This window comes from Rhodanobacter aciditrophus (genome assembly GCF_042679525.1).
Taxonomy (GTDB): Bacteria; Pseudomonadota; Gammaproteobacteria; order Pseudomonadales; family Marinomonadaceae; genus Marinomonas; species Marinomonas aciditrophus.
The window spans coordinates 138010-153857 of the sequence record NZ_JBHTMN010000009.1; the positions used below are offsets into that span (position 1 = coordinate 138010).

Sequence of the window (15848 nt, forward strand, 5' to 3'; positions counted from 1 at the left end):
ATTAAGATTCTGGCTTTTCATTTGGGAACGGATCAGGATTATAGCTGACCGGTTAGCACCAAGTATTTTTCCATCAGCTGCTCTTCAGATTCCTTATGGTTTGGATCCAAAGGAATACAGTCTACCGGACATACTTGCTGACACTGTGGTTCATCGTAATGACCAATACACTCTGTGCATTTGCTCGGGTCGATCACATAGATCTCTTCGCCTTGGCTGATGGCCTCATTTGGACACTCAGGCTCACACACATCGCAGTTAATGCACTCATCAGTAATGATTAGAGACATGGTTGCTCTCCTAAAAAATCTAATGCCAAACAGGCATTTATTAAATCAAGAACGCTTTGCTGCTGCCGCGGCTTTATAGTGTTCTGTTAGCACATCTTTCACCTTAGGATGGACAAACATTCCAAAGTCCCCTCCTAAAGAGGCTATCTCACGCACCAGCGTCGAAGAAATATAAGAATGCTTCTCGGATGGTGTTAAAAATAGACTTTCAACATCTGGCGCAATCACGCGGTTCATGTTCGCAAGCTGAAACTCGTATTCGAAATCTGATACCGCTCTCAGGCCACGGACGACCACTTGCCCATTCACGGAACGGGTAAACTCTGTCAATAAGTTATCAAAACCGACAACCTCAACATTCTCCAAGTGCCCTAAGATCTCCTTCGCCAACTGGATACGTACATCGTGAGCCAACGCAGGTCGCTTCTTTGGGCTGGCTGCCACAGCAACGATCACCTTTGGAAACAGTTTCGCTGCACGCTCCACAAGATCCGCATGACCATTGGTGATCGGGTCAAAGGTGCCAGGGTAAACTGCGATTGTACTCATAGCTCTAGTCCAATTTTTAGTATTAATTTGAAGAACCAGATGATTCTAGGCCTATCATTCGGCTGGGCATCATATAAGAATATTCAGTTCTTCTCAAATAAGCACCGCACATCCGCAATATTCACCACCATCTAGATGACAAATGGCTTAATAAACTGTTGCAATACCGAGATTCCTAAGAAGATGAAAATTGGCGATAGATCCAACCCACCTAGTGAGGGAATGACACGGTGACATGTACGGTACAAGGGCTCACAAACTTGGGCTACCAACATGGCACCTGGATGGCTCGCACCCGGCGCAACCCAACTTAGGATCACAGATATCAACATAGCCCAGAAGTACAAATCAAGGAAGTGATAAACCACACCTCCCAAGGTATAGATGGCATAACCTGCGGGTGCCAGTTGCGCCCCTGCAATGGTCACGACCGCTAACAAGGTGACAAATTGCACCGCTAAAGCCAGCACCACAGAGGCCGTATCCACACGGCCAATAGAAGGAATCACCTTACGCAACGGGCGCACTAGAGGAGATGTTGCTTTCACAACGGCCTGACTAATTGGATTATAAAAATCTGCACGACTTAGCTGTAATACTAAACGTAGCAAGACAATAAATAGGTATACATTACCCAGTGTTTTTACCACTAAAATCAAAGGATCGTTCATTTCTAAACCTTATATTGTTTGCCCAGCTCTTTAGAGCGGTTTGCACAGGCGTTAACCGCCGCAGTGATTAAGGATTCCACGCCTTGTTCTTCCAACGTCTCTAGGGCCGCCTGAGTGGTGCCATTGGGAGAGGTGATATTACGACGTAACTGAGCAATGTCTTCGTCAAGCTCCGTCACCATAGCTGCCGCACCTTTCATTGCTTGAGTCGCTAATTTACGACTGGTCGCAGCATCTAGGCCTTGGGCTTGCCCCGCCTCGATCATCACTTCTAATACTCGAAAAAAGTAGGCTGGTGCACTGCCAGATAAGGCTGTCACCGTATGCATGTGCTCTTCTTGTTCCACCCAAGCATGGCCACCAAAACTGTCAAACGCATCGGAGACCCATTGTTTCTGTTCTCCAGTGGTCTGTTCATTGGCGATTAGCCCTGACATCCCCACTCCAACTAACGATGGCGTATTAGGCATGGAACGTACAATTGCCACAGGCTTTTTCAGCCAGGCCGACAAAGCGGCAAGTTCTAGTCCAGCAGCCACTGAAATAAACAGCTGCTCATCACGCACCACATGGGCAATGCTGTCGATGACATCACGCATCATATGAGGCTTCACACAAAGAAACACCACATCCGCCTGCTCCACTGCCCACTCGTTATCAGCGGTCATGACTATGCCATATTGTGCCTCTAGGCTTTTATGCTTGTCGGGGTTGCGTGACGTACCAATGATGGATTCGCCCGCATAACCGCTAGCCCTTAAACCACCAATGATCGCAGATGCCATATTCCCAACACCCACAAAAGCTATTTTTAAACTCATTGTTCACCTATTTCGTTATGCTAAATACGTTGTCGCTTGTTAAGGGTAATTTCTGGCACCAAATATTGCCGTGCCCACTCGTACCATGGTGCTGCCTGAAGCAATAGCCGCCGCTAAATCCCCAGACATACCAATGGATAAAGTATCGATCTCCGGATGGTCTGTTTGTAAGGCTAAAAATGCTTGCTGCAAGGGCTCATACACAGCTATCTGAGAGGCTTCATCCGCTTGCGGTGCAGGGATTGCCATAAGACCACGCAAACGTAAATTGGGTAAACTCTGGACCAATTCAACCATATCGTCCAATTGTTCCAACAAAACCCCTGATTTCGAGCTCTCTCCACTGATATTGACCTGCACCAGTACATTGAGTGGCGCCATCTCTGCGGGACGTTGCTCACTCAAACGACGGGCTATCTTGTCTCGATCAATGGTATGCACCCAATCCATTGTTTCTGCGATCTGACGAGACTTATTGGACTGAATAGGACCAATAAAGTGCCATTCTATATGAGGCAAATGCGCCAGTTGTTGATGCTTTTCCACGGCCTCTTGCACATAGTTCTCACCAAATAGACGTTGGCCAGCTTGGTATGCTGTCTCAAGATCCGCAAGTGGTTTGGTCTTGCTCACCGCGAGTAAAGTCACCGCGCTTTCAGGGCGATCAAAACGGTGGCAATTATCAGCGATTTCTCGTTTAACTTGGGATAGATTATCGGCTATCGACACGTCTGCACCTCAACCTCAAAAACCATAAGCTTCATCTAAGCTCTTAACGAATTTGCCGTAATACTCTAAGCGGTAGCCAGTTTTCTCCGATACGGCTTCTGCCGCGGCACGGGAAGCCAGATACAAGCGGTTATAATTAGCTTGCTCAGGGTAGAATGACACACCGATCGACACACCGTCGTTCAAAGCGCCGATATGCTCTGGGTCTGCCTTAAGCAACGCATCTTCAAGCTTTTCTGCGATGATCTGCGCGTCGTCTAAATGCCCAATACGCATGGCCATGACAAACTCACTCTTACCCGATCGCGCCAACAAATCGTTATCCCGTAAGGTGCTGGTTAAGGTGTCAGAGAGGTGCTTCAATTCGTCACCATCAATCTCACGTTTGACAAATACAGTGACAAACACCAAACGCTGAAAGTAGCGTCTCGCATCACGAATCATCATTTCAATAGCGTTATCGAAAGCGTGGGGCTGTAGTAGGCCAGTCCCTTCATCGGTCATCTCTTGAAGCGTTTTATCTGTGATTTTGCGCAACAAAGAGGCTTCGATCCAATCATGGGCACTTTCCAGTACTTGCTCGATGGCCCAATGATAAAAAGGCTTTTCAGCGACATCTGAAATGTAATTAGAAAACAAAGCCATGGTCAGCCAATTACCGTCTTGGTCTGGCACACTGACTAAATGACAATCTTCTAAAAAGCATTCCTGAATGATCGAATGCCAACCCACCCAGTCAGAGCGGGTGGATACGCTTTTTTCGTAGCCGAACTTTCGCGAAGGGCTAGCAACAAAGGTTATAAGTGGAGTTGGAACACTGGACACTCGCCCAACCACATCGGACACGCCCCCTTGCCAATCCACATGATTGAGAATACGCCAGTTGGTAAGATCTTTATCACACCAGATTAAACAAGGGCGCACCATGTTGGGCAACAGATCCCGTACCTGCTGCACCAATAACTCCAAAAAAATAAGAGGTTTGGCACTGGTGGCAAGACTCTGAAGTAGTCGTTTGTCCGCTTTACGCATTTGCAGGAGAAAATCTCTCTGCTTGAGCGGTTCATTGACCACATTCATAGAGGATTCCATTCCTGACACAGGTTGATTGCTACTGTCCATTTAATACGACACCGATCGATAAAGGTTAGACAATTCTCTACAACTAAGAGACGCCTCAGTGAGGCGTCAATATGTACATATTACTCACTTTACCACAAATAGATGCGGTAAAGAGCCTAGGCTAACTCAAGGCATACACACGCTGACCAGAAATAAAGGTCTGCAAAACACGACCAGTGAGGGATTCCCCATCAAAGCCTGAATTGCGCCCCTTCGATTTCCGATTCGACTGATCCCAGGTCCAAGTTGCAGTACTGTCGAACAGGATAAAGTCCGCAAAACTACCCACAGCCAAAGACCCGGCCTCTAGACCAAAGCAGGCGGCAGGGCCAGTCGTCAGCGCAGTCAGTAGTTGACCTAGCTCGAGGTCGCCCTCATCCATTAAACGCAACGCCAATGGCAACAGGATTTCCACGTTTGCCATACCGGGTTCTGTCGCGGCAAAAGGGGCTACCTTCGCCATTTTTTCATGGGGTTGATGATCCGAACAGATGGCATTGATCGCCCCTGTCTTGATGCCTTCAATAAGCGTCAGACGGTCGTTCTCGGAACGCAAAGGCGGCAACACGTGAAACAGTCCATCAAACTCTTTCAATACTTCATCTGTCAGCAAAAGATTATGCAGTGCCACGTCACAAGTGACATCTAACCCTGATGCCTTAGCGTCGGCAATCATCTCAACGGACTTAGCACAAGAAAGACGGGCAAAGTGGGCACGTACACCGGTCTTCTCCACCAACAGCAAATCACGCATCAAGGCGATGGTTTCCGCTGTTTCTGGGATCCCCGCCAAGCCGTGCATGGTGGACATCACACCTTCGTGGGCACAGCCCCCATCGGACATGCTCTTGTCATCAGGATGGAAGACAACCAACAAGTCATGGGTTGCAGCATATTCTAGGGCACGGGACAGCACCCGGTTACTGGCGTAACTATTACGGTGGTTTGATAAAGCCACACAACCAGCATCCGTTAATGCCACCATGTTACTTAACTGCTCACCTTCCAGACCTTGAGTAATGGCACCGATTGGGAACACATTAGCCATCCCCGCATCATCCGCCTTGTCTTGAATCAAGGCCGCGACTGCTGGTGTATCTACTATTGGTTTGGTATTGGGTGGGCAAATCAATGTGGTAACACCACCCGACACCGCTGCACGACCTTCTGAGGCAATGGAACCTTTCTGGGTGTAACCTGGCTCACGCAAGGCGACTGCCGCGTCAACTAAGCCAGGTAATACCCACTGGCCAGTGGCATCGATGACTTCCGCATCATCAAAACCAAGGGGCGCTTCCCCAATGGCTACAATACGATGATCCTCTACAAACAGATCAACCACGGCATCGAGGTTTTGGCTTGGGTCGATGACACGACCATTACTAATACGAAGTTTCATGTTAGCCCTCACCTTCTTGTGCCTGTTGTTCTTGCACTTGACCACTCATGGCCATGGACATCACGGCCATACGCACGGCAATGCCATTAGTCACCTGGTTTAGAATGACAGAACGCTCACCGTCTGCCACTTCAGAGGAAATTTCGACCCCACGGTTAATCGGCCCAGGATGCATCACAATCGCATCAGGTTTGGCCCAAGATAGGGTTTCTTCTGTCAGACCATATAAGCGATAAAACTCGCTCTCACTGGGCAATAGAGCACCAGCCATACGCTCTTTTTGTAAACGCAGCATGACCACCACATCCACATCATCAAGACCGGCCTTTAAGTCATGACAAATGGTCGCCCCAAGTTCCTTAAAGTACTCTGGCACTAGGGTTTTAGGGCCCACCAATCGTACTTCTTCAACGCCAAGGGTTTTCAATGCATGCAGCTCTGAGCGCGCGACTCGTGAATGCAAAACATCTCCCACAATAGCGACTTTTAACCCCTCAAAATGCCCCTTGTGTCGACGAATGGTCAACATATCTAACATGGCTTGAGTTGGGTGAGAGTGACGACCGTCACCGGCATTAATAATGGCCACATTTGGAGAGCAATGCTCAGCGATAAAATGTGGTGCCCCGCTGTCTTGGTGACGCACAACAAACATATCACTTTGCATGGCTTCAAGGTTTTGCAGGGTATCCAGTAAGGACTCGCCTTTAGAGGTCGCCGACGTAGCGATATTGAGGTTAATCACATCGGCAGACAATCGCTTAGCGGCCAATTCAAAGGTAGTTCGGGTTCGGGTGGAGTTTTCAAAGAAGAGATTTACAACAGTCTTGCCCCGTAACAAAGGGACTTTTTTAACTGACTGCTCGCCCATGGATAGGAACGACTCGGCTCTATCGAGTATCTCTGTCAGAATATCTTTACTTAAGCCATCCAACGTCAGGAAATGCTTTAGTTGACCTTGTTCGTTTAGCTGTAACGCCCTGGGGTCAGATCGCATCATAGTTTGCTTTCCTCAATCACTATGTATGATAGGAAAATGCCCGGCGCAGAGGGTATCCACGTCCGGGCATCGGTGGCACTGACAGGCCAGCTTGGCATTCAACATCGCCAACTGTTATGTATCAGCGAACCACTGTATCCAAGTACTAATTGTCGTATGTGCTGTCACAAAAATAAAGCAAAACAACTAATTTAGTCGGTTTCCACCAAAGAAACCGCCAAGGGCGCAGGCCCTGATAGTTTAATACGTTGATTGGCGTTAAGGGTTAAGGCCTCACCAATGATGTCAGCACGAATTGGCAACTCGCGATTATTCAAGTCAAACAAGATGGCCAGAGTAATACTGGCGGGACGGCCAAAGTCGAAGATCTCATTCATCGCGGCACGAATCGTGCGCCCAGACATGAGCACATCATCCACCAGAATCACATGACGGTCTTCCAAAGCGGGCAAGAGGGTCTGGCCGACTTTGGGATTCAATCCCGCGCGGGTAAAGTCATCTCGATAAAAGGTAATGTCTAAGGTCGCTAACGGCTCGGAGGTTGGCACAGCATCAATCAACTCATTTGCCACCCAAACTCCTCCAGAATGGATTCCAACCACAATCGGGTCTTCAATGTTCTTTTGCTGACAGTAATCAGCTATTTGCTGTTTCATGGCGGACAGCGCTTTGTCTAGATCCAACTTCATGTTCGACTGTTACCTTCTAGTCAATTGCTTAAGACGTGAATTGCTCAGCAAACCACGACTCTAAAATCATTTGAGCGGCCAAACCATCGACGGAATTCTCTTTGAAATTACGGTGGCCACCTTGGGCGATCACTTGTCCTTTGGCTTCATAGGACGATAGCCGCTCATCCATCATATGGTATGGGCGGTTGTAGCGTCCATGGAGGCGTTTGGCAAATTTGCGTGCACGCTGACACATCTCATTTTCCGTGCCATCCATGTTCAGTGGTAACCCCACCACAAAGGCGTCAGGTTGCCATTCTTCTACTATTTTGGCGATCACATCCCAATTAGGAATCCCCTCATTCGCTTTGATAGGGTTCAACGGTCGACCTTGGCGGGTGACGCCTTGCCCTACGGCGACGCCAATTCGGGTCGTACCAAAATCAAACCCCAATACGGTGATGGCCGTATTGGGGTTCTCGTTCATTTCATTTGATGACGCATCGGTCATATTTAAGCGTGTCCTATGTCCGGCGATAAAAGACTCATATCCAGCCCTAGGACTTTTGTTGCTGCGGTAAACTGCATGTCACTAGGAGTATTAAATAATACGTCTAAATCCGCCTCGCATACCAGCCAATCGTTATTGGCAATTTCTTTTTCTAGCTGCCCTTCGTCCCAACCCGCGCAACCTAGCGTAATTAAAAACTGCTCTGGACCATCCCCCGCAGCAATGTGTTCTAGGGTTTCCAAAGAGGCCGATAAGCAGACCTCATCGGTAACTTTCAGGGTGTTGCCCCAGTATTTATCATGAGAGTGCAAAATAAACCCCCGCTCAGACTCTACTGGCCCGCCCACATAAATAGGCTCTGAGGTCAGTTTAGGAGCCTCCACAGGCATCCCGAGGTGGTCAGCCAATTCAGCAAAATCAATACTCGAAGGACGATTAATGATGACGCCCATCGCCCCAGTTTCCGTATGTTCGCAAAGATAGACAACTGTGTGCTCGAAGTTTGGATCGTTCAAATGTGGCATAGAGATCAAGAAGTGATGTTTCAACGATTGAAATGATGTAGTCATAACGTAACGCCCTCTATTTGAGATCGACGCAGGAGCTCGCGCCCGAATTCCTCGATTTGTACTAAACTAAAAAAATAAACCTTAAATCGAGGAGCTTATCTGCCAGTATAGGCTAAGTGCCTGATTTGCCTAGCTCGAATAACAAATTTTCTGAATTCCTGTTCATTTTGTAAGAATTTATCAAAACATTGCACATCTTGTACCAATCGGTCAATTTTCGTTAAAATGAAAACCTATTTATCTATTCGCGTTTTAGGACATTATTTTGATTACCGCCCTTAGCCAACATACTACTTCCCATACGGAAGCTTGGCGCCAGCTGCACCCTGGCGAAGCGGTAGACCTGCGTTATTTTTTTCACAGCGGTTGGTCTTCTTAGGACTGTAGCCATTCAACTTTTTTAATTACCAGACTAGGCTTGAGCCATAGTCGTTTTAAGATTTGCTACAGGAATATTGATCATGATTTTAGAAGCCGTTGATTTTCAAAGCCCAACAGCCGCCCAAGACTTCGTTAAATCCTTAAGAGAAACTGGCTTCGGGGTTCTTAAAAACCACCCGATTCGTCAGCAACTGGTGTCTGACATTTACGCCGAATGGCAAACCTTCTTCGATAGCGATACCAAATTTGATTACCGCTATAACGTGGGCACCCAAGACGGGTTCTTCCCAGCGGATGTGTCTGAAACTGCCAAAGGCCACTCAAAGAAAGACATTAAAGAGTATTTTCACTACTACCCTTGGGGACAATGTCCAGAGCAGCACAAAGCCAAACTGGCGCAATACTACAGTGAAGCCAATACACTGGCGGAACAGCTACTGGGTTGGATTGAAACACATACTCCAGCAGATATTGCCCAGCATTACTCTCAACCGCTCTCCGGTATGATTGAAAACAGTGATCAAACCCTGCTGCGAGTACTCCATTACCCACCACTTAAAGGCGACGAGGAACTTGGCGCTATCCGTGCGGGTGCTCATGAAGATATTAATTTAATCACTATCTTACCGGCAGCCAATGAACCTGGACTGCAGGTGAAATCAAAAGATGGCACCTGGCTGGACGTACCCTGCGATTTCGGTAACTTGATTGTTAACATTGGCGATATGCTGCAAGAAGCCTCTGGGGGCTATTTCCCATCCACTTCCCACCGAGTGATTAACCCAGATGGTACCGACAAGACTAAATCACGCATTTCCTTACCCCTGTTCCTGCACCCACGTCCAGATGTGGTGCTGTCGGAACGCCATACGGCTGGCTCCTATCTGCGTGAGCGCCTCATTGAACTGGGTGTGATTTAAGGTTTAATCATTCAACTGAGCATAAAAAATGGGAGCGATAAGCTCCCATTTTTTATGCAGACGTGAACGCCCGAATCAACAACCCCATACCGGACAGTATTAACATGGCCATGGCCATTCTTTTCACCAACACGGGTTGGATCAAGTTAATCAGGTACTTCCGTGACAGCACTGTGACCCCCAATACCACCGGAGCCCCTATCACGGTTGCGATTAACATGGACGAGGTGACCGATCCACTTACAACCATGGTCGTGGTGCGAAACCCTGCCAAAGCAATAAAAATGGACAGCAAGGTTGCACGGATCACAACCAAAGGCACAGGCTGGCGATACATCAAATATGAAATTGGCGGTCCCGCGGTAGAAAATAAACCACTCAATACCCCCGCAAACCCGCCACACAAGGCAAAATGCCATTTGGGGGAAGCTTCGTTTCTGGGTTCCGGACGTAATAGACTGCTGAGACACACCAGAATCATGGTAATGCCCAATAACCCCTGAAGAAGATTGATCGCATTAGCTCCTAGATGATCAAGTAAATACAATCCAAACCAGACCATGGGCAGTGCGGTTACCAGAAACACCCCCATGGCTTTAAAATGAGCTTGTCGCCAGACGCCTCCATACAAGCCTGATAAGCCATTTAACAAGCTTAACAAACTTGCGATAAAGGCTAATTCAGCGATCGACAACAGCTCAAGAGCACCGCCAATCCCCATTACAATCAAACCAAAACCAAACCCCGTGACCGTCTGAATATAGGCCCCTAGAGCCACAATGACGATCAATCCCAGCCAAATGAGTTCCATACTGCGCCTTAGGAAAATGTGCATATAAAAGAATAACGGCGCTTACGGCCTATCCTAAACTTGAAATATCTTAACCTAATCCCATCACAGGCTAATCAACCATTTGAGGCAAAACCATGCAAAAGTCTATTGATATTCAATTTGTGTCCGACGTCATGTGTCCATGGTGTGTGGTCGGATTAGGCAACCTTAACAAAGCACTCACTTCTCTAAACGACGTCAAAGTTGACCTCACCTTTAGACCCTTCGAGCTCAATCCCAACATGCCTCAGGAAGGGCAAAATCTTGGAGAGCACCTTGCTGAGAAATATGGTGTCACCCCAGCCCAATCCAAACAGAACCGGGAGATGATTCAAGCCCGGGGCAAGGCCGTGGACTTTGACTTCAACTTTCAGGAAGACTCACGCATGTGGAATTCTTTTGATGCCCATCGTCTACTGCATTGGGCAGAAATTGAAGGCTGCCAAGAAGCCCTCAAAAAAGCCCTATTCAAAGCCCATTTCACCGACAACCGAAATGTCTCGGATCATCAGGTGCTGATCGACATCGCCGGAGATATTGGCCTTGACCAAGAGGTCACTAAGGGGATTCTCGCCAGCGACGAGTTTGCCGAAGAAGTACGTCAATTAGAGCAACTTTGGCAACGCAGTGGCATTACCTCTGTACCAACGGTCATCATCAATAACCAATATGCCATCTCGGGTGGCCAACCACCGGAAGTGTTTTTACAGGCCCTCGAAGAAGTGCTCAATCAACCGGAATAAGCCCCGCCCTTTTGCCCATACACTGATCCAAGTAAGGTTCAGATTATGGGCAATCACGTCTTTGTAAAGCTGCACATAAAACACTCAAAACACCCCCTATACTCCTTATTTCATGGTATATTTAGCATGCGAATGAACATTTTTTGCTAATTTCAACATTTTTCCAAGGAGACCACTTAGTGTTATTGAGACGTGCCGCCCAACTGCTCTTAACTCTGCCCCTTTTACTGCTGGGCAGCGGCGCTACCTTCGCTGATATAAAAACAGTGCAACTGCATGTTGTCGATTTCCCCCCTTACATTATCGTGCCTGATACTCAAGACGGCATCACTGGTATGGATATCGACATTGTACAGGCGGCTTTTGCTGCAGCAGATCTGGATGTTCATTTCTCTTCAACGCCATGGAAGCGCATTATCAAATCCATGGAACGAGGCACAATTCTCGGCACAGTGTCCTGCTCGCGACGTCCTGAGCGCCTTGAATACATGTTGTTTAGTGACGAGGTGACATCCACCAACCGAGTAGCGGTAAGCCGATCTGAAGTCGATACTAGCGCCATTCAAACCCTTGATGACTTACAAAACTTTAGCGTGGTTTCCATCGAAGGCTGGGGCATGGAGCAACAACTTACCGCAGAAAACATTCCCCATGAGACGACATCCACTTACGAAGGCGCTATGATGGCTATGCGCTATCGCAACATAGACATACTTTATGCCGCTGAGTACCCATCACTCTATTATGCAAGAAAGCTTGGCATTCACCGTGACATCAAAATCACGCCGATACGTACAGAGCCAGTCACACCGCTTTACTTGTGCATGAGTAAGACATACCCAGACTCACGGGCAATAATGGATCGCTTTAATGCTGGTTTGCGGCAAATTAAGCAAGACGGAACCTACCAAGCCATACGCGCAAAATATTTATAGCAGTAGATTGCAAGGTAGGGAGGCCAAAGCTTGAAGCTCAGACATCGAATTGCATATCAACAAGCGCGCATCATTCTTTTCTCAGCGTTCATCATCGGCGGTCTCTCAGCGATCGCGCAATTTTATGTGGATATGACAGCGGTTCGCAGCCAGCAAATCGCTAGCATCCAACAATCGATCACCCTATACCAACCGAATATCCAGCGCGCCGTGTATAACCTAGACACTGATTTAGCCAAAAGCCTGGCCAAATTAATGGCTGATGACCCCTTATTTCATTCGGCGACCATCTATGATGATTTTGGTGATCTAATGGCAGTAGGGTTTGATAGCGCCACACCACCCGCCACGACTTGGGTAAATGCTATGAGTTTTCGACTCTTAGATATCCCTAAGAAATACCAACAGCCTCTCAACATTGAAAACAATAGCGCAACCCAAGCCTTATTAGTGGTCACCCTAGATACTAATAGGGTCGCTCAAGGGCTCGCCAATCGTGCTCTTACCCTTAGTATTTCAGGGTTCATTGCCACCATCTTACTCAGTGGCGTGCTCTTTATCGTGTTTTACCACTTTTTCTCTAAGCCCATTCAGAGGACGTCCCAATGGGTTGCCCAACTGGATCACCCCGATGCAGACCTCACACCGCCTTATGTACGTCATGACGAACTTGGCGACCTTGTTTTCAACGTACAAGATATCTGGCACAAAAAAGACGACGCAGCTAAACAAGTACAGTCCTTAGCCTATTACGACCCCTTAACCAAGTTAGCTAACCGTCGCATGCTAACGGAACAGCTAGACAGAGCCATTGAAGAAGTCAAACAGGCCCAGAAAACGGGAGTGGTCATGTACCTTGACCTTGACCGTTTCAAAACGATCAATGATTCGCTGGGCCATCACATTGGCGACCGTCTGTTAATAGAAATCGCCAAACGTCTCGGGACGTTAGTCGGACCTCAAGCTCAGTGTGCAAGATTTGGCGGGGATGAATTTGTCCTGCTACTGCCCAGTTTAGACAGTCAAGAGGAAGCGGTTTCTAACGCCATCGCACTCGCACAGAACATCATAGAGACCATAGGTGCCCCAGCACGGATTGGACGCAACACTATCCATTGCTCCACCAGCATTGGATTAACCATCTTCCCTCAACATGCGGATAACAGTAGCAACGTGCTGCGCCGTGCCGATACGGCCTTGTACCGTGTCAAAGATGCTGGGCGCAATGGCTACCAGTTTTATGACGAAAGTATGCAAAAAGAAGCCAAAGCAAGATGGGAGATTGAAGCCGGACTGCACCGTGCGGTGGCACTCAATCAGCTGCAAATTTGGCTACAACCGCAAGTAAACTCCCAACACAAGATCACTGGGGCAGAGGTATTACTGCGCTGGCAACATCCACAAAAAGGCCTAGTTCCGCCCATGGAATTTATTTCTGTTGCAGAGGAATCAGGTCAGATCAATGCGCTTGAGGAGTGGGTACTTACTGCTACGATAGAGCTTTTAAATACTTGGCAAAAACAAGGTTTACCCAGCAGCTTTAAACGATTGTCCATTAATATAAGTCCTGCTCACTTCATGCAAGCAGACTTTGTCGAACGTATGCTTCAGATACTAAAGAAACGCCACCCTGGAGCAGTGCAGATCGAATTTGAGATTACTGAAAGTCTGCTCATTCACAACTTCATCAATGCCTCCAAAACAATGAATACCCTGCAAGAACACGGTATTTCATTTGCTATTGATGATTTCGGCACTGGGTATTCCTCCCTGCGCTACTTGACCCAGCTCCCCCTAGACATACTTAAAATTGACCGCTCATTTATCCAGCAAATGGAGCATAGCGAAAGTGATGCAGCCATCGTTGACGTGATTATGACTACTGCCAACAAACTTGGCTTGGCCGTTATCGCGGAAGGGGTCGAAACTCATGCCCAAGAGCAACTTTTAGCGGAGCGGGATTGTCAGCTCTATCAAGGCTTCTATTTTTCTAAGCCTCAATTCCATGAGCAGTTTTATCAGCTATTGATCGGCCAAGATGGTCACATTGAGCCACCCAGCTCTAGCTGATCCGTTTCGCATCTATCCTATGACTAAGCATTAAAATGTTGCGACATACGAAAGTAAGGAATATCCCCTTTAAAGAAACGCTCCCCTTCTGCAACAAAACCAAATCGACCATAGAAGCTCATAGCACTCTCTCGAGCATCTAACCAAAGATAATGAATGTCTGCAGAGCGCACTCTTTCTATCAATGCTTCAAGCATCTGACTACCAATTCCTCGCCCTTGAAATTCTGACAAGGTAGCAAACTTCCGTAGGCGTGCCTCCCCGTCATGAATGTATAGAGAAACAACACAGACCAAGCGTCCATCCACCTTCACACCAAAGTGCTTAGCGTAGTCATCCCCCTCAACCTGACAGAAGGACATCGGCTGATCGGGCCAAAGTACCTGATGACGAACCGGCAAAACTTCATCGGCAGAAACACTGACTATTTCATATCGAATCATGGGTCACCTCATTATGAGTCACTTAGTAATACGACTCGTGTCAGGTAAATAGTTCAAATAAAAAAGCCCCCGTAGTCGCACCACGGGGGCAATTCTGAAAGGAGACTTAAAAAAGTAATCACCAAATAAAGTGACGAGCCTTAACATTCAATGCAGTGAAAGCAATCGACTTACCTGGCCCTTGCGCTGCCCCGTGACAGACAATCAATGGCACCAAGTGCTCTTCTCGGGGGTGACAGTAACGACCACCTTCCGCCAAAGACCATTGACTCCAACGCAGCTTCGCTTCGCTAATATTTATATCCACACCCGTCACAGTCTCATCAAGCCACACCTGAAAGGCGTCAGCAGAGACCTTTTTTTCTGGGGCTTGTGGATTAAAGAAAGCACGCATGTTGTGGAAACTAAAACCCGAACCTATCAACAATGCGTCTTCTGGCAACACTTGGGAAAGGTGCTCCCCTAGTTGCCAATGCTTCTCTGGACTCAGAGAACTGTCTAAAGACAACTGCAACACAGGGATGTTGGCATCCGGGTACATCAGCATCAGCGGAATGAACATGCCATGATCAAAACCACGGGACTCATTAAGACGAATATGGGTTCCCAAATCCTCCATTTTATCTGCTATGGCGCGCGCCAACTCAGGTGCCCCAGGAGCAGGGTATTGCAAATGATAGGACGCCTCAGGGAAGCCATAATAGTCATAAATTAAATCAGGATTTGCGGCGGCAGTTAACTCAAAGCCAGAAGTTTCCCAATGGGCGCTAACCATCACAATCACAGAAGGCTGCTTAGGCAGATCATTGGTCAAAGCCTGCATTGTTTGCACCAATTCTTTGTGGCCTGGGTCACCTAAGATAGGCATAGGGCCACCACCATGGGATACAAATGCGATAGAAGACATACTTTACTCCTTCCCGATACGGGGAAATCTGGTTAGGTCTGTGACCCGATGAGCAAATAGTAAGACCTTTCTAAATCGCAATAAATACACACAAATAGAATTCATTATTCACTCAAATGAAACAATAAAACTAACTCAACCGAACCCCCTAGTTAGCTCGCAGCCAGTGACTTTTTTAAAACATTTCGAATAGTGCTATATGAATCAAATGTAGCACCAGATAGCGCCAATATTAATCAGCTAACAAAATGTTCCTTTATGGTGCATCGTGTTAAATTCGGATAC

The 15848-nt window shown here is 47.5% G+C and carries 18 protein-coding genes; 4 read left to right on the forward strand and 14 right to left on the reverse strand.

What is annotated here, in order from left to right; genetic code table 11:
• Positions 1–38 precede the first annotated feature (38 nt).
• The 11 genes from ACFQ45_RS08610 to ACFQ45_RS08660 form a co-directional block, all read right to left on the reverse strand.
• Positions 39–290 (reverse strand): YfhL family 4Fe-4S dicluster ferredoxin, encoded by a 252-nt coding sequence (locus tag ACFQ45_RS08610; RefSeq protein WP_377366682.1) that lies wholly within the window; start codon positions 288–290, stop codon positions 39–41.
• A gap of 45 nt (positions 291–335) precedes the next feature.
• The gene (coaD, locus tag ACFQ45_RS08615) at positions 336–839 is read right to left on the reverse strand and encodes a pantetheine-phosphate adenylyltransferase (protein WP_377366684.1); all 504 of its coding nucleotides are present in this window, start codon (positions 837–839) and stop codon (positions 336–338) included.
• A 131-nt stretch (positions 840–970) separates the two neighbouring features.
• Positions 971–1510 carry a YggT family protein gene (locus ACFQ45_RS08620; RefSeq protein WP_377366686.1) on the reverse strand — a complete coding sequence of 180 codons (540 nt, stop codon included), beginning with the start codon at positions 1508–1510 and terminating at the stop codon, positions 971–973.
• A gap of 2 nt (positions 1511–1512) precedes the next feature.
• Positions 1513–2331 (reverse strand): pyrroline-5-carboxylate reductase, encoded by an 819-nt coding sequence (gene proC, locus ACFQ45_RS08625; RefSeq protein ID WP_377366688.1) that lies wholly within the window; start codon positions 2329–2331, stop codon positions 1513–1515.
• Positions 2332–2370: 39 nt separating this feature from the next.
• Positions 2371–3060, reverse strand: a complete 690-nt coding sequence (locus ACFQ45_RS08630; RefSeq protein WP_377366690.1) for a YggS family pyridoxal phosphate-dependent enzyme — start codon at positions 3058–3060, stop codon at positions 2371–2373.
• Positions 3061–3075: 15 nt separating this feature from the next.
• Entirely contained in the window at positions 3076–4182 is a 1107-nt protein-coding gene (locus ACFQ45_RS08635; protein ID WP_377366692.1) for a diguanylate cyclase domain-containing protein, read from the reverse strand.
• 121 nt (positions 4183–4303) lie between these two features.
• Positions 4304–5581 carry a dihydroorotase gene (locus ACFQ45_RS08640; RefSeq protein ID WP_377366694.1) on the reverse strand — a complete coding sequence of 426 codons (1278 nt, stop codon included), beginning with the start codon at positions 5579–5581 and terminating at the stop codon, positions 4304–4306.
• Between the two features lies 1 nt (position 5582).
• The gene (locus tag ACFQ45_RS08645; protein ID WP_452600453.1) at positions 5583–6578 is read right to left on the reverse strand and encodes an aspartate carbamoyltransferase catalytic subunit; all 996 of its coding nucleotides are present in this window, start codon (positions 6576–6578) and stop codon (positions 5583–5585) included.
• Between the two features lie 194 nt (positions 6579–6772).
• Positions 6773–7270 carry a bifunctional pyr operon transcriptional regulator/uracil phosphoribosyltransferase PyrR gene (gene pyrR, locus ACFQ45_RS08650; protein ID WP_377366698.1) on the reverse strand — a complete coding sequence of 166 codons (498 nt, stop codon included), beginning with the start codon at positions 7268–7270 and terminating at the stop codon, positions 6773–6775.
• Positions 7271–7298: 28 nt separating this feature from the next.
• On the reverse strand, positions 7299–7763 hold the full coding sequence (gene ruvX / locus ACFQ45_RS08655) for a Holliday junction resolvase RuvX (protein WP_377366700.1): 465 nt from the start codon (positions 7761–7763) through the stop codon (positions 7299–7301).
• Between the two features lie 2 nt (positions 7764–7765).
• The gene (locus ACFQ45_RS08660) at positions 7766–8332 is read right to left on the reverse strand and encodes a YqgE/AlgH family protein (protein ID WP_377366702.1); all 567 of its coding nucleotides are present in this window, start codon (positions 8330–8332) and stop codon (positions 7766–7768) included.
• Between the two features lie 461 nt (positions 8333–8793).
• On the opposite strand from ACFQ45_RS08660, the gene ACFQ45_RS08665 reads away from it, so the two are divergent.
• Complete coding sequence (locus ACFQ45_RS08665; RefSeq protein ID WP_377366703.1) at positions 8794–9633, forward strand: 2OG-Fe(II) oxygenase family protein; 840 nt, start codon at positions 8794–8796, stop codon at positions 9631–9633.
• 52 nt (positions 9634–9685) lie between these two features.
• Here ACFQ45_RS08665 and ACFQ45_RS08670 read toward each other — a convergent pair whose 3' ends face one another.
• Entirely contained in the window at positions 9686–10444 is a 759-nt protein-coding gene (locus tag ACFQ45_RS08670) for a TSUP family transporter (RefSeq protein WP_377366705.1), read from the reverse strand.
• Between the two features lie 116 nt (positions 10445–10560).
• Between ACFQ45_RS08670 and ACFQ45_RS08675 the strand changes: the two genes are divergently transcribed.
• The 3 genes from ACFQ45_RS08675 to ACFQ45_RS08685 all read left to right on the forward strand — a co-directional run bounded on the left by ACFQ45_RS08675 (position 10561) and on the right by ACFQ45_RS08685 (position 14213).
• Complete coding sequence (locus ACFQ45_RS08675) at positions 10561–11208, forward strand: DsbA family oxidoreductase (protein ID WP_377366707.1); 648 nt, start codon at positions 10561–10563, stop codon at positions 11206–11208.
• Positions 11209–11387: 179 nt separating this feature from the next.
• Complete coding sequence (locus ACFQ45_RS08680) at positions 11388–12143, forward strand: substrate-binding periplasmic protein (protein ID WP_377366709.1); 756 nt, start codon at positions 11388–11390, stop codon at positions 12141–12143.
• 30 nt (positions 12144–12173) lie between these two features.
• Entirely contained in the window at positions 12174–14213 is a 2040-nt protein-coding gene (locus tag ACFQ45_RS08685; protein ID WP_377366711.1) for a putative bifunctional diguanylate cyclase/phosphodiesterase, read from the forward strand.
• A gap of 23 nt (positions 14214–14236) precedes the next feature.
• On the opposite strand, the gene ACFQ45_RS08690 is transcribed toward ACFQ45_RS08685, so the two are convergent.
• Both ACFQ45_RS08690 and ACFQ45_RS08695 read right to left on the reverse strand, forming a co-directional pair.
• Complete coding sequence (locus ACFQ45_RS08690) at positions 14237–14656, reverse strand: GNAT family N-acetyltransferase (RefSeq protein WP_377366713.1); 420 nt, start codon at positions 14654–14656, stop codon at positions 14237–14239.
• 118 nt (positions 14657–14774) lie between these two features.
• Entirely contained in the window at positions 14775–15563 is a 789-nt protein-coding gene (locus ACFQ45_RS08695) for a DODA-type extradiol aromatic ring-opening family dioxygenase (RefSeq protein WP_377366715.1), read from the reverse strand.
• Positions 15564–15848 lie beyond the last annotated feature (285 nt).